This is a genomic window from Brevibacterium sp. UCMA 11754 (assembly GCF_021532275.1).
In the GTDB taxonomy this organism is placed as follows: domain Bacteria; phylum Actinomycetota; class Actinomycetes; order Actinomycetales; family Brevibacteriaceae; genus Brevibacterium.
Genome location: NZ_JACBOT010000021.1, coordinates 256,623 through 279,150 on the forward strand (window position 1 = coordinate 256,623; position 22,528 = coordinate 279,150).

The 22,528-nt window shown below is 60.5% G+C and carries 17 protein-coding genes; 10 read left to right on the forward strand and 7 right to left on the reverse strand.

What is annotated here, in order from left to right; translation table 11 throughout:
* The first annotated feature begins 162 nt into the window (after nucleotides 1–162).
* From HX613_RS10165 to HX613_RS10185, 5 genes are read left to right on the forward strand one after another with little or no spacing between them, the layout of a single operon-like run.
* Nucleotides 163–1,077: a TRAP transporter substrate-binding protein gene (locus tag HX613_RS10165; RefSeq protein WP_235345216.1), complete on the forward strand. Its 915-nt coding sequence runs from the start codon at nucleotides 163–165 to the stop codon at nucleotides 1,075–1,077.
* Nucleotides 1,074–1,622 carry a TRAP transporter small permease gene (locus HX613_RS10170; RefSeq protein WP_235345217.1) on the forward strand — a complete coding sequence of 183 codons (549 nt, stop codon included), beginning with the start codon at nucleotides 1,074–1,076 and terminating at the stop codon, nucleotides 1,620–1,622. Before HX613_RS10165 ends, HX613_RS10170 begins: the two co-directional genes overlap by 4 nt.
* The gene (locus tag HX613_RS10175; RefSeq protein ID WP_235345218.1) at nucleotides 1,619–2,899 is read left to right on the forward strand and encodes a TRAP transporter large permease; all 1,281 of its coding nucleotides are present in this window, start codon (nucleotides 1,619–1,621) and stop codon (nucleotides 2,897–2,899) included. The genes HX613_RS10170 and HX613_RS10175 overlap by 4 nt, the downstream gene beginning before the upstream one ends.
* Nucleotides 2,896–4,113: a CaiB/BaiF CoA transferase family protein gene (locus HX613_RS10180; RefSeq protein ID WP_268826745.1), complete on the forward strand. Its 1,218-nt coding sequence runs from the start codon at nucleotides 2,896–2,898 to the stop codon at nucleotides 4,111–4,113. Before HX613_RS10175 ends, HX613_RS10180 begins: the two co-directional genes overlap by 4 nt.
* A 45-nt stretch (nucleotides 4,114–4,158) precedes the next feature.
* Entirely contained in the window at nucleotides 4,159–4,872 is a 714-nt protein-coding gene (locus tag HX613_RS10185; protein WP_268826746.1) for an IclR family transcriptional regulator, read from the forward strand.
* Between the two features lie 199 nt (nucleotides 4,873–5,071).
* On the opposite strand, the gene HX613_RS10190 is transcribed toward HX613_RS10185, so the two are convergent.
* The 3 genes from HX613_RS10190 to HX613_RS10200 form a co-directional block, all read right to left on the reverse strand.
* Nucleotides 5,072–6,844 (reverse strand): HNH endonuclease signature motif containing protein, encoded by a 1,773-nt coding sequence (locus HX613_RS10190; RefSeq protein ID WP_235345221.1) that lies wholly within the window; start codon nucleotides 6,842–6,844, stop codon nucleotides 5,072–5,074.
* A gap of 318 nt (nucleotides 6,845–7,162) precedes the next feature.
* Nucleotides 7,163–8,584 (reverse strand): FAD-binding oxidoreductase, encoded by a 1,422-nt coding sequence (locus tag HX613_RS10195; protein WP_235345222.1) that lies wholly within the window; start codon nucleotides 8,582–8,584, stop codon nucleotides 7,163–7,165.
* Nucleotides 8,585–8,668: 84 nt separating this feature from the next.
* The gene (locus tag HX613_RS10200; protein WP_235345223.1) at nucleotides 8,669–10,012 is read right to left on the reverse strand and encodes an MFS transporter; all 1,344 of its coding nucleotides are present in this window, start codon (nucleotides 10,010–10,012) and stop codon (nucleotides 8,669–8,671) included.
* A gap of 203 nt (nucleotides 10,013–10,215) precedes the next feature.
* Here HX613_RS10200 and HX613_RS10205 point away from each other — a divergent pair, with 203 nt between their 5' ends.
* Nucleotides 10,216–11,226, forward strand: a complete 1,011-nt coding sequence (locus tag HX613_RS10205; RefSeq protein WP_235345224.1) for a DUF2332 domain-containing protein — start codon at nucleotides 10,216–10,218, stop codon at nucleotides 11,224–11,226.
* Between the two features lie 12 nt (nucleotides 11,227–11,238).
* On the opposite strand, the gene HX613_RS10210 is transcribed toward HX613_RS10205, so the two are convergent.
* A complete protein-coding gene (locus HX613_RS10210; protein WP_235345225.1) occupies nucleotides 11,239–12,462 on the reverse strand; it encodes a PucR family transcriptional regulator in 1,224 nt (407 codons plus the stop codon).
* A 651-nt stretch (nucleotides 12,463–13,113) separates the two neighbouring features.
* On the opposite strand from HX613_RS10210, the gene HX613_RS10215 reads away from it, so the two are divergent.
* The gene (locus HX613_RS10215) at nucleotides 13,114–14,577 is read left to right on the forward strand and encodes a choice-of-anchor G family protein (protein ID WP_235345226.1); all 1,464 of its coding nucleotides are present in this window, start codon (nucleotides 13,114–13,116) and stop codon (nucleotides 14,575–14,577) included.
* A gap of 192 nt (nucleotides 14,578–14,769) precedes the next feature.
* Nucleotides 14,770–16,137, forward strand: a complete 1,368-nt coding sequence (locus HX613_RS10220; RefSeq protein WP_235345227.1) for a copper amine oxidase — start codon at nucleotides 14,770–14,772, stop codon at nucleotides 16,135–16,137.
* Between the two features lie 281 nt (nucleotides 16,138–16,418).
* Here the strand turns inward: HX613_RS10220 and HX613_RS10225 are convergent, their stop codons facing one another.
* Nucleotides 16,419–17,942 (reverse strand): SulP family inorganic anion transporter, encoded by a 1,524-nt coding sequence (locus HX613_RS10225; RefSeq protein WP_235345228.1) that lies wholly within the window; start codon nucleotides 17,940–17,942, stop codon nucleotides 16,419–16,421.
* 236 nt (nucleotides 17,943–18,178) lie between these two features.
* Here HX613_RS10225 and HX613_RS10230 point away from each other — a divergent pair, with 236 nt between their 5' ends.
* On the forward strand, nucleotides 18,179–18,547 hold the full coding sequence (locus HX613_RS10230) for a MerR family transcriptional regulator (protein ID WP_235345229.1): 369 nt from the start codon (nucleotides 18,179–18,181) through the stop codon (nucleotides 18,545–18,547).
* Between the two features lie 46 nt (nucleotides 18,548–18,593).
* On the opposite strand, the gene HX613_RS10235 is transcribed toward HX613_RS10230, so the two are convergent.
* Both HX613_RS10235 and HX613_RS10240 read right to left on the reverse strand, forming a co-directional pair.
* Nucleotides 18,594–19,643 carry an LLM class flavin-dependent oxidoreductase gene (locus HX613_RS10235; protein ID WP_235345230.1) on the reverse strand — a complete coding sequence of 350 codons (1,050 nt, stop codon included), beginning with the start codon at nucleotides 19,641–19,643 and terminating at the stop codon, nucleotides 18,594–18,596.
* A gap of 140 nt (nucleotides 19,644–19,783) precedes the next feature.
* Nucleotides 19,784–20,953 carry a helix-turn-helix domain-containing protein gene (locus tag HX613_RS10240; RefSeq protein ID WP_235345231.1) on the reverse strand — a complete coding sequence of 390 codons (1,170 nt, stop codon included), beginning with the start codon at nucleotides 20,951–20,953 and terminating at the stop codon, nucleotides 19,784–19,786.
* A gap of 184 nt (nucleotides 20,954–21,137) precedes the next feature.
* On the opposite strand from HX613_RS10240, the gene HX613_RS10245 reads away from it, so the two are divergent.
* Nucleotides 21,138–22,469, forward strand: coding sequence for an MFS transporter (locus tag HX613_RS10245; RefSeq protein ID WP_235345232.1), 1,332 nt, complete (start codon nucleotides 21,138–21,140; stop codon nucleotides 22,467–22,469).
* Nucleotides 22,470–22,528: the final 59 nt, after the last annotated feature.

Consider the following 22,528-nt stretch of genomic DNA (forward strand, 5'->3'; position numbering starts at 1 on the left):
TCACGTACGCGGGCCATGGCGGCACTGGTATCCGTCCTCATTCTTGCGTCAACGGCACTGAGCTCTTGTGTCCCGGCGGCAACTACAGAGAAGACAACCCTGTCACTGGCCGACAGCTATGCGCCCACCCATATTTTCGCGGACTCCGGGGTCAGCGTCTTCATGGACGAAGTCTCACACCGAGGCACCGGTTCTAGCGGCGCTTCAAAGGAGACGGTGGACTTCTCGTATTACCCGGCAGGACAAATGGGAACTCCGCGAGACCTGGTGTCTCTCAACCGCTCGGGAGTTCTGGACATCACACCTGCCTCGGCGGCATATCTCTCCGATCAGCTTCCGTTGTCCAGTGTCTCCGATCTGCCAGGTATGGTTGAGGATTCCTGCGTGGGCGCACAAGCACTTTTCGACATGATGTCCCCGGGAGGAATCCTCTATGAAGAGGAATATGCGCCGCGCGGCTTGCGTCCTCTCTGGGTGTCTGTACTTCCAAGCTACGAGATTCTGACGGTCAGCCGCCAGATCAATTCTCCTTCGGACCTCCGCGGGCTCAACATCAGAACTTCCGGCGGAGCGCTCGACGCGACACTCTCTGACCTCGGCGCGGCAGCCGTCAGCATGCCTGCGTCCGAAGCGTATGAAGCGCTGTCCCGGAAAACAGTGGACGGTGTGGCTTTCCCCTTCATCAGCGTGCTTCCGTACAAGTTGCAGGAAGTTCTCGGCCACTCGACGACGGGGCTGAATATCGGTGCATTCGCGATCCCATATGTCATCAGCGAAGAAACATGGACCGATCTTGACCCTGCTCTACAGAATCGAATCGAAAAAGCTGGCCACGATGCCCAGAACAGCCTGTGCCGGGCGGTGAATAGCGAGACTCCAGCAGCAATCGACACGATCGGCAAGGACGGCGTCGACTTCAATAGACCGGATGCTCAAGGAATGAAGGAGTTCGAAGACAAGCTGGCGCCTGTGCGCAAGCAGTGGGCCGAGAACATGGATTCGATCGGCAAGCCGGGTTCACAGGTGCTCTCCGATTACGAAGCCCTCATCGCGCGATACGAAGGGAACTCGAAATGAATCGTGACCACAGCTCGGCGATGCAGAGGACGATCAACACCATCAAGGTCATCAGCGTGACACTTGCCGGTGTGGCGATCGTAGCCATGGCACTGGTCATGCTGACCGAAACCTTGATGCGCTATGTCTTCACCAATCCTCTTGGCTGGAATATCAGCGCAGTTGAGCGGATCTTCATGCCTATGTCCGTCTTTCTTGCGCTGCCGTGGCTATATCTGACCGCAGGGCACGTCACTGCTGAGCTCATCTACGACAGGCTTCCAGTCGCATGGCGCACTGGTGCCCGAATTATCGGTCATCTACTACTCCTCCTCATTGCTGCGGCGCTTACCTACGGAGGAATGGTGACGGTTGTCGATTCTTTCACTCTCGGCGATGCCCCGCCACCGGGTTCAAGCGAGATTCCGATTCCGACATGGATATGGCAGCTAAGTCAGCCAGTGGGCACTGCGGCCCTGTTCGTTGTCGCTATCCTCGAGACCCCCAACGTCATTTCAGATTCACCATCAACCAATGCCTCCGCTACCGAGGGTGAAGACTCATGATCGCCATCACTATCAGTCTCATTCTCCTGGTTCTCATCCTCAGCAAGGTCCCTATTCCTTTCGCGATCCTCGGCGCTGCTGGCATCGGTCTGCTGTGGTTGGGCGGTGGCGAGAACCTAATCGGAGTCTTCGAAGTCATACCAATGAGCTCGGTCGGCAGCAATTCACTCGCTGCGATCCCGCTCTTCATCCTCATGGCCCATCTCGTTCTCAAGAGTGGGGTCTTGGACACTCTGTTCAATTCGGCGAGCACACTGATCGGCCGTATTCGCGGAGGAACCGGTATCGCAGCGGTGCTGGCGGGCGCAGGATTCGCAGCGGTGTCTGGATCTTCAACAGCCGCGGCTGCCACACTTGCCCACACTTCTACAGGAACAATGCTCAAGCAGGGGTACAGTGCCAGACTTGCCAGTGGAACGGTCGCAAGCGCAGGCACACTTGCCGCGATGATTCCGCCGAGTATCCTGCTGGTCTTCTACGCCATTACCGCTGAAACCAGCGTCGGCAAGACCCTGCTCGCAGGTGTCGTCCCCGGCATACTCATGAGCTTGGGACTGGCAATCACAGTCTGGGTGATGGGGTTGCGTGGGCATGCTCCTGCAACCGATCCCACTTCATGGAGGGCCAAGCTCGTGGCCTTGAAGGGTCTACTGCCGATTGCCTTCCTCTTCGCCGTGGTCGTAGGGACGGTCTTTCTCGGGATCGCTACCGCCACCGAAGCCGCAGCCCTCGGATGCTTAGGCGGGTTCCTCCTCATGGTGTGGATGAAGACAGCAACCTGGTCAAACCTGAAGTCCGCTGTTGTGGGCAGTGTCTCCAGCAGTGCGATGATCCTCTCCATCGTCTTCGCGGCACATGTGTTCGGGATCTTCCTTACACAAACTCAGGTCGCTCCGACGGTTGTGGAATTTGTCCAGGGTCTAGCGATCGCCCCGATCCTCATCATCGTCATCTTTGCTTTCATATATCTAGTGCTCGGTTTCTTCATGGACCAGATGGCAATCATCGCTCTGACAGTTCCGGTGACGCTTCCAGTCGTCGAAGCACTCGGCTTCGACCCGATTTGGTTCGGCGTGATCGTCATTCTTCTTGCAGAGATCGGGCTGATCACTCCGCCCCTGGGACTCAACGCGTTTGTTGTGTCTCGCGCAGCTGCAATCAGAGTCGAGACAGTTTTCATGGGCTCGGTTCCCTTCATCATCGCAATGCTCATCGTCACGACTCTGATATTCGTGTTTCCCGATCTGTCATTGTTTCTGACAACAAGCGTGAAATGAGGATATTGCCAGTGAACAACGCTCCAACTCGATCAACTCCGGAGACGTCTGATCAGTCAGCCTCTAGCGGCCCTGTCTTGGACGGCTTGAAGGTTCTTGAAATGGGAACGGTCATCATGGCGCCATATGCAGGAAAGATTCTTACCGATCTTGGCGCCACGGTGATCAAAGCCGAGCAACCGGGCGGGGACATCGGCAGAAGAATCGGCCTTGGCGGGGGTTCCGGAGACAGCGTGTTGTCAATGAACCTCAATGCTTCAAAGCACAGTATTGAGATAGATGCCGGAGACGAATCAGATCAGCCGGCCCTCGAACACCTGCTCAGTTGGTCAGATGTCATCATCACCAATCTGCTTCCTCGTCGACGTCGTCGCTATGGGCTGAATTGGGAGAATGTCCACCGACTGAACCCTCGAGCTATTCTTTGCACGGCACAAGGTTTCTCTTCTCATACCGACAGGGGAGATCGACCAGCCTATGACGACATCATCCAAGCAGGGTCTGGTGTCGCAGATACATACCGCTTGCGGGATGGAAGGCCAAGCTATTCTCCCTATGTCGTGGCCGACAAAGTCTGCGGAATGACCATGGTCCAAGCTGTCTTGGCGGCTCTGTTCAAGACGCAGGCAAGCGGAAAGGGCACGTGGGTCGATGTTCCGATGGTCGAAACAATGGCGGCGTTCACGTTGGTCGAACACCTTGGTGGCCAGACTTACTCCCCGCCCCGCGGAGATGTCGGATGGTCGCGTGTGCTCTCCCCCGAACACAGGCCTCATCAGGCTCTCGACGGGTACATGTGTGTCATGCCCTATACAGATAAGAACTGGTCTGACTTTTGCAAGATAATCGACCGGCCCGACTATCTGAACCACCCAGATCTACTTTCAAATCAAGCAAGAACTCGTAACCCGCGAGTCTATGAGTCTGTTCTCGCCGAGTATGCCGCGACACGTACATGTACGCAGATCCGGGAAGAATGCGAACCCTACTCAATCCCTGTTCAAAAGGTCATGAGGGTCGAGGACATACCAACTGACGAATACCTGGGGGCCTCGTCAATGTTCTCGCGTGCTTCACATTCAAAGGAAGGCGACTTCGTCCACGTAGGATCACCACTCACTTTCGTCGACCATCCACGCCCCCCGGTAAAAGAGACATCGGCAATCGATGCTGATCGCGCCGAGGTGTTCAAAATGATCGGCTATTCGAATTGACTCTGTACGCTGTTTCTCACATCACTATCCGGTAAGAGAGAGTCCATGACATCGACACATCGTACGGTGAATCGTATTGTTCGAATTCTTGAGTCGGTCGCCCGATCAGAAGCCACAGCAGTGAGCCTGGCGACTCTCGCACGTGAACTCGAAGCTCCCAAGAGCAGCGTCTACGGTTTCGTAAGAGGATTATGTGCGGAAGGATATCTCGATGAAGTCCACGACGGCTACGTCCTCGGCACCGGCGTCGCGCATGTCCTCGGTCCAGCAGAGAACTCGGTTGTGCTGCTCATTGAGGATGTACTTGAAGAGATATCAGCTCGTACCGGTGAGACCGTGACCGTTGCTGTTCGTGTTGCCAGTTCCGTTGTCTACGTTCACAGTCTGCCCGCCGACTATGAAGTCTGCTATGTCCCGCAACTCAAGGTCAGACGCCCCCTCTTACCGACCTCTTCAGGGAAGCTGTTTTTCGCATTGCAACCGAAACCTGGAGACGAGGAACTACTCGCTGGATTCGAGCCCGACCAACGGTCCAATTTGCAGGCAGAACTGCCTGGAATCAGGTCCTCCGGAACCGCGCTCAATCGTGGAGAGACCGTACCCGACGTGGCAGCTACCGCAGTAGGAGTATTCGTCGACTCGGTGCTCACTGCAGCGATCACAATCGCTGGCCCATTCACCCGAACTGAACCACACCTCCAGCACTACGGAGAAATTGCGCGTGAGCTGCTCAACGGCGCGGGATTCGGACAACCCTAAACCTATGGTCGTCTAATTCCACATGAAGTACGACCAGACAACAGCTACCTAGAAGATCAGCCGAAGCCGGATTCCTCTCTGGAACTTTGCTCTGTCTCACGGGGAATTCTTCTTTCCCACAAAGCTACTCGACAATATCCGACCTCCAACGGGATGAAAACCATATGTCTCGTGAATGCGGAGCTCACCCCCAGCTCACTCATTCGTTGAAGAGTGTGTCGATGACTTCTTGAGCCACGAACCTCGCATGCAATACCGGTCGCCTGGCCGGATCAATCGACGCAGGAGGCACCCACGCAGGACGCCCATCCTTGAGCATCACTGTCTCCCACTCCGACCGATCCAAAAGATGATGATGGGCAGAACAACTCAACATCATATTATTGACATCAGTCTTACCGTCTTGTGCCCACTCGACAATATGGTGAGCATCGCACCACCCCGGCGGAGCATCACACCCGGGGAACGTACACCCCTGATCACGAGCAGTGAGAACCGCGATCTGCTTCGCGTTCGCGAACCGATTCTCTGTCACCACCTGCATCGTCTTCGCCTTGTCAGAGATGAGTTCGAAGAACACAGCCCCATTCAAACCGTTCCGGACAAGTTCGCTGATCGGGACCGGATTCTCAGTCCCCGTCGCCCCGACACCAGTACCGTTGGCAAGGTCTTCAGCCTTGGCCGTGACCACCAGAGCGTAGGGCGAGCCTTGACCGGTCCGCGTCATATCGATGCGCCCAATGAGAGTCGCGAAGCGTTCGTAGATCCACTCCTGGGCAGACAGTCGCTGCCCTGTCATGTCAACGAGCGTTCCGTCTTCGAGGACACCAGACTCCACACCGGTTCCACCCGCACGTGAACTGCCCTCAACGCTCTTCGCGATCTTGGTTCTCTGCGTCAGCAGCCCATTGAGGACACCACCCGTGACCGGGTCCAGAAGACCACAGATCTCCCAATCACCATTATCACGAGCATGCATAGTCACCTTGTACATGGTCCGATCCGTGGCATCTGTTGGTTCTTGACCATCGGGATCGATATGGGCCAGGATCCGAGCGAAGATCGCCCGCAGGTCATGAACCCGCACGCTCGGTGCCTTGTCGACGAGAGTCGATTCAGCATAATCACGATTGTCCTGGCTGGTGAACGTGGGCAGCTTCGTCAAACAGTCTTTGATGACCCTGGCCTGATCGGCCGAGAGTCTGCCCTCGTTGAAGGCATCAGCAACCATGGGAAACAGTGGTGGCTGCGCTTGCCCGGTCAGAGTGACTCGCCCGCCGAGGCTCTTGGCCATATCGGTCCGACGGTTCGCCTCCCGGGCGGTGATATTCAGCCTGTCTTGGATGAGGGCCTTCGTTGTCTTCGCACCGTAATCAGACGGTGCTCCGACTCGTTCACACACTGCCAGAGCCAGAGTCGATAGGGCCTCGTTGACTCGGCCCAGTGCTTCGAGTCCGTCGATGAGCTTGATCGCATCGGCTGGCCCCATCGGCCGGTCAAAGGTCCGCAGCCCGTCCTTGAGTCCACTGAGCGCGGTGAGACTGGTCGTGACTTCGGGCGCGAAACGCGACAGATCCGTCCACTCTTCACTCGAGAGCAGAGGATGAGGACTCGGGCTGCTGGGACCAGGGGCCGAACTGTCAGCCGAAGCATCGACGGCCGGAGCCGTATTGTCTGTATCGCCATCAGTGGCGTCCGCACCATCGACCCGCGACCCGTCCTGATCGCTCGGCTCGTCCGTGGGTACCGCAGCCAGGGATTCAAACTTCTTTGCAAGCGGGTGGCCGGTGAGGTCGAGGTTGGAGTCTTTGAGCTGGTCGAACAGAGACTGCTGCCCCACTGCCGAAGAGGACGGCTCTCCCCCAGAAGACGAAGCATCGGCGGCACCTGAACCCGTCGCGGCATCACTGGGACCGGGGCGTGGGTCACGCTCTTCCGGGTTACCTGGGGTGCGGTCGGGGGTGAGAGTCATGGTACTGAAGTCCATTCGCCAACATCGTCGTTGCTCTTCCCTCAATTATACATTCATTTCACCCAATTGCACCCTTAGTTTCGATTTTAGTTCGTTCATTCTTTCATTCTTATATCAATTGATGACCCAGAAACTTGGCGCTACCCACGACACCCCAGGTCAGAGAACAGAACGACAAGCGATCCCCGATAGACAACCGATCCCCGCTGGCCGGACCTCCGCAAAGACTGAGCACACAAAAATGAGTCGCGACATCGTGTGATCACGATGTCGCGACTCGACGCCGAAAGCTGGCCGCCTCAGCTCAATGCAGCCCCCTCAGATCGCGCTGAGCATCTTCCCTGGATTGAGGATCCCCTGCGGGTCAAGAGCATTCTTCACAGCGATCTGGATCCGCCTCGAGCCCTCATCAAGCTCGTTATTGAGCCAATCACGTTTGAGGAAGCCCACGCCATGTTCACCGGTGATCGTGCCGCCCAGCTCGAGGCCGATGCGCATGATCTCGCCGAAGATCTCCTGCGCCTTGGCAGTCTGGTCCACGTCGCCGGCGTCGAAGAACACTGAGGGGTGAGTATTGCCGTCACCAGCATGGGCCACCAGGGCGATCATCAGGCCCGATGACTCCTGCAACTCCTTCAGCCGGTCGCAGAACTCGGGCATCGCCACGCGTGGCAAACACACATCGTCGAGCAGCTGGCCTCCTCCGTGAGCATTGGCGAACTTCTCGTAGGCGGGCTGGATCATCCGTCGTGCAGCAATGAGCGCCGCCGAGTCGCTCGGATCGTCGGAGTACGCGACGTCGAGTGCACCACAGGCTTCGGCCACCTCGGCGAACTGGGCCATTACTGTTTCGGAATCCGCAGGATTCTGGTCGACCTGCATGATGAGCATCGATCCGGCTTCTCCGTCGAGGCCGAAGTCGCCGAACTCGTTGAGCATCTTCAGGCTCGACGAATCGAGGAACTCCAGCAGGCTCGGCACACCGCCGGCGGCCATGAAGTCCGCCACGGTCTGGAGGCCGGAGCGCTCGTCGGGGAAGGTCGCGACGGCGGTGAATGGATCGGGCAGCTTCGGGATCAGGCGCAGGGTCGCCTCGACGACGATGCCCAGCGTGCCCTCGGAGCCGACGAACAGATGGCGCATGTCGAGCCCGGCGACGCCCTTGGCCGTCTGCGGGCCCAGCTTCGTGAGCGTGCCATCGGCCAGAACTACCGTGAGGCTGCGAACGTAATCCCTGGTCACGCCGTATTTCACGCAGCACAGGCCACCCGCGTTGGTGGCGATGTTGCCGCCGATCGACGACAACGCGACCGACCCCGGATCGGGTGGGTAGGACAGGCCGTAGGGTGCGAGGTGATCCTTGAGGTCCTGATTGATGATGCCAGGCTGGACGGTGACGAGCCGTTCGGCCTCATCGACGGACACGACGTCCTTCATGCGCGAGACGTTGAGCAAGATCGCCCCTGGTGAGCCGTTCGCTCCACCTGAGATCCCCGACCGAGCACCCTGCGGGACGACGGGGACGCCGTGCTCTGTTGCAAAACGCATAACCACCTGAACATCGGTCGCCGAGGTGGCCCTGACCAGAGCGATCGCCCCTTCGTGGGGGCAGAACAGAGCTTCGTCGCGAGCGTGAGCTTCGATGACGTCGGGATCCGTCGTCAGCGCCCCCGTGCTCAACCGTGCTGCGAGCGCATCGAGTTCAGCCGCACCGACTGCGGTCTGGTCCTGTACTGTCATGGCGTCCTTCCGAACGGAACGGCCGGGGTGGTCACGACCGCCTCGGCGACTGTCTTCTGGTGACGATCGGGCACGTGTCCGCCCCTACTTCGCCATCTCCGGATTCACCTTATCGGGCGCGGGAGCGGCCTTGAGGATGAGGGTGACGATTCCGGCGGCGACCATGGCGGCGCCGACGACCCACATGCCCGCGTTCTGGGTTCCCGTGAGCTCCGCGAGTCCGCCGGTGATGTAGGGCGCGAAGAATCCGGCGGAGTTGCCCAGCGAATTGATCAGCGCGAGACCTGCGGCAGCTCCGGCACCGGCAAGGAAGGTCTGCGGCAGCGGCCAGAAGGTCGGGAGCGCGGCACAGATGGCCATGCAGGTGATGGTCACGGCGATCATCGTGGTGAATGGCGAGCTCAGGTACAGAGCGATCGGAATAGTCACTCCGCCGATGAAGAGCGGGATCGCTACGTGCCAGACACGCTCATTGGTCCTGTCGCCGTGACGGGACCAGAAGTACATGGCCAGCGCACCGAAGACGTACGGAATCGCGGTGATGAAGCCGATCTCCACGATCGAGTATTCGACGCCGAAGGTCTCCTGGAAGCCGGAGATGATGGTCGGCAGGAAGAAGCTCATCGCGTAGAGGCCGTAGACCATGCCGAAGTAGACGAAGGACAGCGCCCACACGCGCGGCTGGAGAAGGGAACGGCGGACCGGGTAGTGAAAGTTGTCAGCCTTGTCCTTCTCCTCTGCGTCCATCTTCGACTGCAGCCAGTTCCGCTCCTCGGAAGTCAGCCATTTGGCGTCGCGTGGGTGGTCGGTGAGGTAGAAGATGCACATGATGCCGAGCAGGACCGCAGGCACACCCTCGACGATGAACATGAAGCGCCAGCCGGCGAAGTTCGCGAAGATCGAGTTGCCGCTCGAGATCAGCCACGAGGACAGTGGGGAGCCGATGACGCTGGACATCGGGATCGCGAGCATGAACAGCGCGGTGGCCCGCGCCCGCATCGATGATGGGAACCAGTACGTGAGGTAGAGGATGACGCCCGGGAAGAATCCCGCCTCGGCGACTCCGAGGAGGAAGCGCAGGAGATAGAGCCATCCGTGGCTGGGCACAAACGCCATCGCCGCGGCCACGATGCCCCAACTGATGAGAATGCGCGCGAGCCAGATCCGAGCGCCGAACCTGTGCAGCGCAAGGTTCGAGGGCACCTCGAGGAGGAGGTAGCCGAAGAAGAAGATGCCCGCCGCGAAACCGAACTGAGTGGCCGTCATCGCGAGGTCTTCGTTCATGCCACCAGGGCCCGCGATGCCGAGATTGGTGCGGTCGAGATAGTTGATGAAGTACATCGCGATGATAAACGGAATCAGCCGAACCGTGACCTTCCTCAGGGTCCGCTTCTCCATTGCTGAATCGCTCGGCTGTTGCTGGCTCACAGGTGGGTTCACCTCGGATGACATGTGATCTCCCTCGATCAGGCTGAAGCCGCGGTGACGGCTCTCGGCACACTACGTCGAACACATTACGTCAGCTTTCGCTCAGGATCCTAGAGGTCGGTCCCAAAGTACCGAATACCGGGACACAGGTGCTGACGACTGGCGGGCCTAGGATTGACCCAAGAACCGGAGGAGGACTCACTATGCAGCCGATGACGGAGCTCGCGGCAGAGTCGCTGCGTGACTACTACTTGAAGTTCGCACGCTATGAGGCGAGCGGCACTTCACCGACCTACGCTGCGTGGGCGCGAGGCGTAGCGGAGGACGAGGAGATCATCGAACTGCTCCTCGAACTTCCCAAGCAGAAGCGCCAGGCCAACCTTCTGTTCGCTGCTGCCCGCCACCTCGGCGCCGGTGACGACCACCTCATGGCCGACGACCGCGGTTCCGCGAGCCTACGCACCTGGCTGAAGGAGAACTGGCCGGCTACACGGGCGCTCATGTCTGCGCGGTCGACTCAGACCAATGAAGCCGGACGCTGTGCCGTGATCCTGCCAGCGCTGGCCCGGATCACCGCGCCCCTGTCGCTCATCGAGGTCGGCGCCTCGGCGGGCCTGTGCCTCTACCCCGATCGTTACAGCTACATGTACACCACAGGGTCAGGGCCGCTGGCCCTTCACCCCGAGGATGGCCCGAGCACTGTCGAACTCGCCTGCGAAATGACGAATGCAACGCCGCCCAAGCGGATCCCCGAGGTCGCGTGGCGAGCCGGAATCGATCTCAATCCCATCGACATCGCCGACGATGACCAGCAGGAATGGCTGTGCTCCCTGGTCTGGCCGGAGAACGGACTGCGCCGGGATCGACTGACTGCCGCGGCCGCCCTTGTGTCCGCTGACCCGCCGAGGCTGGTGCCGGGCGATCTGCTCGAGACCGTCGAATCCGTGCTGGCCGAGGCTCCCGCGCAGACGCAGAAAGTCGTATTCCACAGCGCAGTGCTCGCCTATGTCGAACCGGCCGAACGCGAAGGCTTCGCCGCTCTCATGCGATCGCGTGATGATGTCGCGTGGATCAGCAATGAGGGAGGCGGAGTGCTGCCCGGTATAGGGGCTCAGCTCGACCGCGAACCGGACGGACGATTCGTGCTCGCTGTCAACGGACAGGCGATTGCACTGACCGGGCCGCACGGGCAGAGCTTCGAGGGACTGGAATGACGAAGTTGTCCGTCAGGCAATCGAAGAGCTGGCCGTATACAGCTTGCACATCCGCAGTGAAAACACCGCGCTGACGAGCTCTGCTACGCACAGCGGATCTTTCAGCGAGCGTCCCGTGAGTTCGTGCACACGGCGGAGTCGATAGCGGACAGTGTTGGAGTGGCAGTACAGCTGCTCGGCGGCGCGCTCGGCCGAGCCCTCATTGTCGAAATAGGCAACGAGCGTGTCGAGCATCATGGACCGGTCCGCGGCAGGCAGTTCCAAAACCCCACTGAGCACCTCATAGGCCAGCCGGCGGCCCTCGTTCGGCTCACAGGCGAGGAGCGCGGCCAAAGGACTCGAATTGAACTCACGCACCTCTGTCTGACCTGGTCGCAATGTCGACAGAGCTGTACGTGCCAGCTGCAGAGCACGCGGCGTCTCAGGCAACGCCCTGTATGGCGGGCTCACTCCTGCACGTACCGCAATGCTTGTCAGAACACCCAGGGCGGCTTCGTGCTGCTCGGAGTGCAGTGACACAATCCCGAGCTGCAGCGTCGGCGTCAGCTGCCACCCAGAGACAATGCCCTGGTCCGCAAGCTTCCGTTCCACGTCGGCCAGATCTCCGCCTGCCTGGTTACGTTTGTCGACGGCAACCACGATGAGATCCGCGCCCGGGGCCAGGCCGAGCAATGTGGCCATCTCCCAGGAGCTGCAATCCGGACTCGGCCGTCCTGCGAGCAGCGACTCGACCAGAGCCGAGCGTCGGCGCCCCTCTTCGGCAAGAAGCTCAGCCGACGCCGCCCGATAGGAAGCAGTCAACGCCGATGCGTGCGCATCCGCGACTGACCACAACCGAGTTGCCACCGCGAAAATGGCTTCCGGGGCTTCACAATCGCCACCAGGCCTCGCCGCCTCGACCAACGCGTCCCACAGAACGCCGAAACTCAGATGGTTCGCCTGCAGGATCTCGGCCAGAGGGACCCCCTGCTGGGCCCGACGTCTGCCCGTCTCATGGGGTGCCGTCATCTGCAACGCATCGTGACATTGGTTCATCGCGTTGACCGCGGCCCTCAGGTTGTCCTCGATCGATCTATGAAGGTCCTTCTGAAGAAGCGGATCTGCGCGCTCGTAAAGCGGAATTCGCTCGAGAATCATGTCGTGGGCATCCCTGACAATGCGCGGCATCTGAGAACCAGCCCAATACACGAGTTGATCGGCATCCGACATCGTCAGCGTTCCCGCTGGCCGGCTCATCTCTGAAAGGTGCAACCCTGTACCCATTCCTCAACCTCGCGTCCAACCGATGTGTACCGATAGTACAAGTTTCAAGCTAGTCATGCACGCATGATCTCTGGTTACCGTCATTTTCGACCCAAGGACAATTCACCTTGATTTCCCCTGGAAAAACGCCGTTATCTGTGTACGTACTTTCCGTGGCGGAGAATACACCGGAAGGACGGTCACGAAAACAACTCGCTTCAGGTGAATAGATCAATGAAGAAGATCAACTATGACGCAGAACCTGAGATCTCCTGTCGCTATCCGGCAATTGTTGCACATCACAACCAGGCTTGTTCTTCTTGTCAAAGTTGAATGGAACTCTCAAAATCTATGGACACGGCCTGAGCGTTTCGGAAGTATGTCCTGTGGGTAACGCTCGTTGGTGCATATGCCGACATCTGAGGGAGCGGTCCAAACAACGAGCGGTACTTTGGAGGTAAATTCGTGTCTCACCACGTGCAATCACGTCCCCACGATGGTCATCGAAAGAGAAAGACGGCCCTCAGGCGAATTCTGCCTGGCCTGGCTGTCGGAGTCGCGGGAACATTGTTGGCATCGACCGCGGTATCGGCACAGGACGTCAAAGCCGATGAGCCGACGGAAGCCGGAGCCAGTGTCGCAGGCATGACTCTAGACTCGAAGGAACTTGTCTCACTGGGTAAGTCCAAGGCCGCATCCGAATCGGATCCGGGCCCGAACCGCGAAGCCTTCAACGGCGCCATCGGCGCCGACGAGGTCGTCGATTTCGGTGCGGGCTACGAGATCCCGCTCGATGATTTCCTCAGCTTCGGTGAAGCCGGCGCCATCCACAGCGAATCCACCGCTGCCGACTCCAAGAACGGCAAGTCCGTCACCGGAATCGTCGGCGCCGACGGTGGACTCACGCTCGACGGCAAAGACAGCGACTTCGGCACCGCGAGCGTCGACCTCCTTTCGCTGGTCGATGCCACCGGAAAGTCTGATGTCACCGACGGACTCATCGACCAGGCAGACCTGAACTTCGGTCTCGGCGGCGCCTGGGTCGAAGCAGTTGACGGCGAGCTCCAGGATCCAGACGGTGTGGGCGGATACGGACAGTACCGCGTCGGTGACGCAAAGCTCAACCTCCACTCCCCCGCCATCGAAGATGCCGGCGACGGAGTGTCGGACGCTGCAGGTCAGATGGAAGACGAAGTGGCCGACAAGGTCAACGACGCGCTCGGACTCGGCAAAGCCCTCCCGGGAATGAAGGTCGACACGACCGTCACCTCCAACATCGAGGAAGACGTTCTCGATGCGATCCTGCGTGAACCGATCAAGACCGATGACGGACTCGCCACGATCGACCTTGGAAAAGGCTCGGTGGAGGTCGACCTCGCCCGCCTCGGCGGCAACGACGACGGCGTGACCGATCGTCCGGTCGGAATCAACAACCAGGACCCGAACTCCGAGCTGATCGACGATGAGACATACCCGCTCATCGCCAGCAGCATCCACGACGCCATTGAGAAGGTCATCGACGTCGCAGTGGACACAGCGATCGAATCGCTGCGCAGCGCGAAAGTCAACGTTGATATCACCGCCCTCGATGGAACCACCGCCGGATGGGACATGGACCTCACCGGAAAGGTCAGCAACTACGACTGCAAACCTTCGGGTGCAACGGGATCGGTGTCCTGCACAACGATCGACGCCGTGATGAACTCGATGAAGACCGTCACAGGCCCGATCTATGACAAACTCTCGGACCCATCAGGCCTGCTGTACAAGGCGTTCACCACGATCAAGACCGACATGATGACAGTCCCGATCCGCGCGGCGGTTGATCCATTCCTCGAGCTGCTGGCAGATAACCTCGTTTCGCTGCAGATCAACCACCAGGAGACGACTGAGTGCAAGACCGCGGACGGTGAAAAGGTCGTCAGCGGCGTGGACGTCTCCGCCCTGAGCCTCGGCGTTGCCGGTGGCAAGTCACGGATGGGCTTCGGCAACGCCGGAGTCCGCACCGACCCTTGTGGCGAGTCAGCTGACGCCGTCAAGCCGGGACCGGTCGAGCCGCACAGCGACAGGTCGATGTTCGACCCACGCAATCTGTTCCCTGGCTTGTGAGACTTCTGACAGCTGCTGATCGCGATGCCAGCCATCGCAGTCGACAAAGATGCAGCACACGCGTTCACGAACACAGCGAATGCATGACGCTCATCGCAAGATGAGCACCCGAGTGGTGGCGACACATTTCATGTGCCGCCACCACTCCCATTTGTCCATCAGATACCGCCGGGAAAGACGAGCTGAACAACCTTGAGCAGACATGCCTACACGTACCGACGACTGTTGCAGATCGTGGCAGGAGGACTATGTCTCATCCTCTTCGTCTCGGCGTGCACTCGAGGTGACACCTCACCCAAAGATGCGAAGACCGCGGATTCCTCTGCAGTCGCCTCCAGCAGCTGCAAAAAGCCCGCGAAGAAGGTCTCGCAGACCCTATCCAGTGGAGCGACCTGGACGATGTGCTGGGGCGTCCATCCCGATTTCGGCCTCAGTCTCTCCGAAGTCTTCATCGCGCCCCCCGGCAAGGACCCGATCAGAATCATCGATTCCGCCTCCATCGCTCAACTGGAAGTCCCGTACGACACCGGAAAGCGCAATACATCGGATATCACTGCGGCCGGCTTCGGCGGCCGCAAGATGAAGACGCTGAAGGCCGATGCCTGTGCGGGAGACCTGAACTCGATGGAGATCCCGAAGATCGGCGACGGCAAGTACGGAGAAAGCGAGACACGCAATGTCCTGTGCACCGAGGTCATCGACAACGGACTCGCCTATCATTCGAGTGATCTCGTAGCACCAGCCTCCGACCGGAAGAACGCCTTGCGACTGTCGACGGTTTCGCGGGTGGGCTGGTACGAGTACGTCTCTCAGTACACATTCGGCTCGGATGGATCCATCGACGTGCAGCTCGGGGCAACCGGCGACCTCTCGCCTGCCGACTACACGGACAAGGACCACGGTTGGGACGTCGGAGACGATGAACATGCGGCAAGTCATTCGCATAACGCCGTCTGGAAGGTCCGCTGGGGTCTCGGAGGCGAAGGCGGAATGAAGGCGCAGCAGTTCGACGCCACGCCGACGGGCGAATCCGGACCGGAATCACCGATCATGACCGGAACGCTCAAGAATATCGAGCACCCGGCTCTCGCACGATGGAAGGACCGCCGTTGGTGGCGAGTCCTCAACCCCGATGTACTCAACGACGACGGCCATCCCATCTCCTATGAGATCGATACCGGAAAGTCGGACTCGTTCGAGTTCGTCGATGACGTCGAACATGCCCACTCCCACGCGGAAGAGCCCGGGTACGACGTCGGGTTCACGAACTTCAACGAATGCGAACAGTATGCGACGAACAATCGAGGCGATTGCGGCCGTGGCGTCCCTGAGTTCGTCGATGACGGCAAGGGTCAGAAGCTCGACGACGTCGTGTCGTGGGTCGCTGTCGGGTTCCATCATGTCCCCCGCGATGAAGAGCAGTCGCCCATGGAGATGCACTGGCAGGGGTTCAAACTGCTCCCTCGTGATCTCACCGCGCAACGATTCGACATTCCCGAAGGGCATGAAGAAGTGAATGGTGTTCCCGACTCCGAATGGAATCAGGAACCGACGAATTGATTAGCTACTGTTTAGTAGGTAATGGAGAATTTGCCGCTTGGGGCCTGGTGAATTGGCCGGGGGAAATCGTCTTGAGGGACGAGATTAGTATTGCGCGGGAATTGCGTTACAAGGTAGGCTGATTTTGCTGACTTAGCATATTAGCTACTTGGCAATCGCATGAAAGTACCTCAGAGCGGAAATGCGATAACTCCTGAGCGCACGCAGCTTCCCGTGCGCTCAGGAGTCATAATGTTTATCAACTACATCAGATTTACACTGATAATGTGGCATGGCCAGAACTACGAAAGACCCTGACCGCCGAGGCGGGCCCGCATTCTGGCACTGGCATCGTTGAGTCCCACAATCTCTACGTGCTTTCCATAGTGCTCGTACTTGTCGGTCACAGAGTCCAATGCGGCGATCGTCGAAGCATCCCAGAGATGGGACTGGTGCATGTCGATAACGACGTACTCAGGGTCTTCGGCGTAGTCGAACATCGTGTACAGGTCGTTGGAGGATGCAAAGAACAGTTCACCGTTGACGGTGTAGCGGGCACTCGGACGTCCGTCAGATTCCACGATCTCACGGTTGACGCTGACGAAGTGCGCCACCCGATTGGCGAAGGCGACCATGGCCACGAGCACGCCGAGAATCACTCCGATCGCCAGGTTGTTCGTCCATACAGTCGCAACGACGGTGACCACCATGACGGTGGTCTCTGACTTCGGCATCCGCTTGAGAGTGCTGGGGCGGATGGAGTGCCAGTCGAAGGTCGCCCAGCACACGAAGATCATGACCGCCACCAGTGCGGCCATGGGGATCAGCGCAACGATGTCGCCGAGGACGACGACGAGGATGAGCAGGAAGACACCGGCGCAGAACGTCGAGATCCGTGTCCGAGCCCCCGAGGCACGCACGTTGATCATGGTCTGACCGATCATCGCGCAGCCGCCCATGCCGCCGAAGAACCCGGTGGCGATGTTGGCCACGCCCTGCGCCCAGGACTCTCGAGTCTTGTTCGAACGGGTATCGGTGACATCGTCGACGAGTTTGGCCGTCATCAGTGATTCGAGCAGACCGACCAAGGCCATCGCCACCGCGTAGGGGGCGATGATCTTCAGCGTCTCAAGTGTCAGCGGCACCTGCGGAACAAGGAGGGTCGGCAGCGATTCAGGCAGTTGGCCCTTGTCACCCACATTGGGAACATCCCAGGCCAAGACCACGACGAGAAGGGTCAGGACGACGATGGCGACCAGGGGCGCCGGCACGATGGACGTGAACTTCGGGAGGACGAAGACGATGATGAGGCCGAGCAGGCACAGTGGGTAGACCAGCCACGGGACGTCGAAGAGTTCGGGTACCTGGGCCATGAAGATGAGAATGGCCAGGGCGTTGACGAATCCGACCATGACTTGTCGCGGGATGAATCGCATGAGGCGGGCGACCCCGACAAGTGCCAGAATCACCTGGATCAGACCTGCCAGGATGACGGTGGCGATGAAGTAGTCGGTGCCGTGCGAGGCCACCAAGGGTGCGATGACGAGCGCCACTGCACCGGTCGCCGCGGAGATCATTGCCGGGCGTCCGCCGAGGATCGCCACGGTCACGGCCATCGTGAATGACGCGAAGAGTCCGACGCGCGGGTCCACACCGGCGATGACGGAGAAGGCGATCGCTTCGGGGATGAGCGCCAGTCCGACTACAAGCCCGCCCAGAATCTCGGTCTTGAGCCAACCGGGCCGCTTCAGCGTCCGGAGCACACTTTGGCGCTCCTCCGGTGTCGGAGTATGCCGTGCACTGTCTGGGGGCAGGGTGGTGGACACAGGGGGCTCCTACAGGCAGGAAGAAGACGGGAAATGAGTTGGCACCGGGAGTCGTCACGAACCTTCACGGCACGTCAGAGTTCGGAACCAACATTAACGTTGCGTTAAGGTTGGTGCAAACCAGTTCCTGCGGCTGGCACGGGACTGGAGCGAGACCACAGCGGGACCGCAGCGAGAACACGGCGAGTCTGGCACAAGTCAGCAGCGAGACCGGAGGCGACGAAAGGGTGCACGGCATGCACATCGGTGAGATGACGGAGAAGTCGGGGCTGTCCTCACGGACTCTGCGACATTACGAAGACATCGGGCTCATTCCTGCCACGGGCAGGACCGAGGGTGGTTTCCGCGTCTACACCGACGAGGACTTCCGTCGCCTGATGACGATCCGGCGGATGAAGGCCCTCAGCTATTCCACCACCGAGATGGGCGAGCTGCTGGCCCACCTGGACATCCTGGAGGGCGACTCTCCCGAGGAACAACGAGTTGAGGCTCGGCGAAAGCTGCTGGCACTGCTCGACGATGCCGATGCCAGACGTGAGAAACTCGCCCGCCAGGTCGAACGCGCCGACGAGTTCCTCGGCATCCTCCGTCATCGCCTCGGCTGAGGAACGACTGCTCGCGACTGCCCCAACGGCGCCGACCCCGACTCACTCACGTATCCGGCGTCCACCCCAGCTTCGGTCCGATCTCGGTGGCGAGCTGGTGCAGGATGTGCATCCAATCCTCGAGTTCGAACTCGAAGGGCAGCTCGAAGAGGTAGTCATCGGACTGCCCGAATGCCGGATCGCTGAGCAGCCGATCGACGATCTCCTCGTTCGACCCCAGCACATCGGTGGCGATGATCGTGTTCTTGCCGTGGACCTTCTTCGTCCGCGGAGTCCTGGCCTCCGCATAGTCGCGATACTTCCTCACCTGATGAGGGCTGGCACCATCGGTGGGGACGATGACCCGGGCGATGCTGACTCGGCCTTCGCCGCCCGAACCCTCAGCTCCGGCGCCACCGGTCCTGGCCTTGCGGAAGGTCTCGATCTGGTTGGCCTGGTTGAGCGAGAAGTCCTCGATCCCGTCCTCGGCGGACGAGATGTTGCTCATCAGCCAGTTGAGCCCGGCACCTCCGGCCCAGGTGGCTGATTTCAGAGAACCACCGCCATACCAGAGCCTGTCCGAGAGCCCTGGTGAGTACGGTTCGACACGTTCGGAATCGATGTCTCCCCCGAATCCCTGATACTCGGGCCTCTCTCGCACTGGAGCTCCGGCGAGGAAGTCCCTCAACCGCTCGATGCGGCGGTAGCTGAAATCATTGCCGCGCCAGCCCTCGTCGAAGACCAGATCGTTGACCTCCTCGGCGAATGCAGGAGGATGCACACTCAGCCCGGGAAGCACTCGCCCTCCGGAGAGCACTTCGGCGACAGCGAGGTCTTCGGCCAGGCGGTAGGGGTTCTCATGTCCGACGGGAATCACTGCGCTCCCCAAACCGATGCGCTCCGTACACTGGGCCAGCGCGGCAAAGTACACCGCCGGAGACGGCAGACCGTACTGCATATGCCGGGTGCGCACCCAGCCGCTGTCGAGGCCCAGCTCCTCTGCAAACCTGAAGAGTTCGATGCCCTCCTGCAACCCCCGTGCCGGGTCGCTGCGATCAAAGGGAACCAGATGGATGAAGCCCAGGTGATCGAGTGGCCGTGTCGTCTGTGTGCTCACGATATCTCCCCATGACGTCTCACTGAGGCGCCTACCTCCGGTAGTTGAATTCTCAATTCATACCAGCATCACCTGAACATCGGCCGTCATACCGACGCATTGGCAAGCTCGCATCCTCATCTCCGTGGCGGCGCTGCGGTTCACGCCCACCCGACAACGAGGCGGGCCGCCTCGGCGGGGATCATCGGGTCCACTCCGGTCAGGTCAGCGAATCGGCGCAGGCGGTTGGCCACCGTATTGCGATGGCAGAACAGCTCGGCGGCACTCGCCCCGATGCTCCCCGAGCGCAGGTAGGTGTGCACGGCCTCGACGAGGCGCTCACGTTCGCCCTCTCCGCAGACGGCGAGCGCCCGTTCGACGTCGGTGACGATGGAGTTCCCCGCCGCGTTCAGCGCCTGAGCAGCCAATCTGGCCCAGCCGCGCTCCCAGGTCATCGCCCCCACCTCGGCGACGGTGAGCACCTGCGCCAGATCCCTAGCTGTCAGCGCTGACCTGCGCAGGGACCCGATTCCCCGGGTATTGACCAGGCCCACCCGCGCCTCGGCGAGCCGACGTTCGACCGTCTCCAATCGCGACCCGGAGAGCTCGGATGACCCGGCGAAGGCAATGAGGACATCGCCGAGGTGGTGCGTGAACATGGTCCCGCCCGCGCGCTCATGATCAGACACGAGAACCCGCAGCGCCGAGGTGTCCTCACCGCGCGCGGCCACGACGAGCAGCGGACCGTCCGGGTCGAGGCCCAGCGCCGAGGCGATCGTGGCCAGGCGTTCGTCCGTCGGGTTGAGATCATCGAAGAGTCCCGCGATGAGCCCCTGCCGGACGGAGGATTCCTCCTCGCGCATCCGCTCCCGCTCAGCCGTGTAGGCATGCTGGACCTGGGAGACGTATTCGTCGACGGTGGAGAGCACGATCCCGGTGTGCCGGATGACGAGTTCCGCATCATCCTGCGTCGCGACCCTGGTCAGTGCCTCCCACAAGACGTTGAAGTCGTGCCTGATCGCCGTCATCAGCGCCTCCAGCGGAATCCCGGCACGAGCGCGAGAGACCCCGACCTCCGTGGACACCGCAACCGGGCCGTCGAAACCGCCGGCGCGCAGGCCTTCGACGAGAGACTGGAACGAGACGAGCCCGGTCCGTCTCAGCTCCGAGACCGGAATCGGGGCGGGATCGTAGCCTGGCACCCTGACGACTCGGGACATGAACCGTTCGGTGAGCTGCTCGAGATCGAGGGCGTCGAGGAGTTCGATCCAGCGCTGACGGTCACCGGTCAGCGGCTGATCCTTGAGCTGTCTCTCGTGTGTTGGCGGCATAGTCCTAGACTATGTGCGGAAGGCTGTGCAGATGCACAATCAGCAACCGGGATCTCGGGGCAAAAGATACTCGAAATCGTGCGATCTCACTCTGTAGTGTTCTAAGTTACAGGTTGAATGCCCTAGCCGACCATGCCCTGCAACCCAGCCCTGCCACCCAGTCCTGCATTCGATGGAGAGAAACATGAGCCACACCGACCCCACAGCTGCGGCGGAATACTCCGCAACTCATGAACTCAGCGTCAAAGACGCCAACAAGGTCGCGCTCGGCGCCCTCCTTGGCACCGCGCTCGAATGGTACGACTTCTTCCTCTTCAGCGCGGCTGCGGCACTGGTCTTCAACGTGCAGTACTTCACCAGCGAGAACGCCACTGCCGCTGCGTTGGCATCCTTCGCAACCTTCGGCGTCGGTCTCGCCGCCCGTCCCATCGGCGGACTCATCTTCGGCCGCATCGGCGATAAGCTCGGCCGCCGTCAAGTCCTCATGGTCACGATCGTGGGCATCGGCATCGTCACCGGCCTCATCGGCGCGCTCCCGACCTACGCCGCGATCGGCTTCGCGGCACCTGTCCTGCTCGTGCTCCTGCGCATCCTGCAGGGACTCTTCGTCGGCGGCGAGTGGTCTGGCGCTATGACGCTCGTCGTCGAGAACGCCCCGCTTCACCTGCGCGCACGCTACGCCGCAATCCCGCAGATCGGATCGCCCATCGGCACGATCCTGTCCTCGGGCGGCTTCTTCATCATGACCCTGATCCTGTCGGCGGACAGCTTCAGCGCCTGGGGCTGGCGCATTCCGTTCCTCGCCGCCATCCCACTCCTCCTCGTCGCCGTCTACATCCGCAGCCGCCTCGAAGAATCCCCGGTCTTCCGCCAGCTCGAGGAGTCCGACGAACTCGAGAAGAGTCCCGTGCGCACCACCTTCCGCGACAGCTGGAAGCAGATCATCGTCGGCATGGCCGCGGCCCTCCTCGGCGTCGGCGGCTTCTACCTCGTCACCGCATTCTGCGTCTGGTACGGCGTGAACGTCCTCGGCTACGACGATTCGCTTCTGCTGTTGGGCAGCATGGTCGCCGCCGCTGTCGAGATCTTCGCCCTCATCTGGGGCGGAGCGCTCGGAACGAAGTTCGGGGCCAGCAAGGTCATCCTGTGGGGCGGCATCGCCTCGGCGGTGGTCTCGGCTCCTGCCTTCCTCATGTTCGCATCCGGGAACCCGGTTCTCGTCGTCCTCGCCATGACCTTGGCGGTCGGCACGCTGTCACTGCCCTACGCCGCCTCGGGCACAGTCATGACCGGCCTGTTCCCCGCCAGCACCCGCTACACCGGTGTCGCCCTGGCACAGAACGTCGCCGGCATGATCTCCGGATTCATTCCGCTGCTCGCTACCGGGTTCGTCGCCGCGGCGTCCGATCATTGGTGGCCGGCCGCCGCGATGCTGGCCTTCCTGTCCCTGTTCACGGCCTTCGCCGGAGCCATCGCACCGCGCCTGAGCGTCGACCTGCCCGGCTTCAAGCACTGAGGACAGACGGCGCAGCACCAACACTCCCACCACCAGCACCCATCTGCACTCACCTTCAC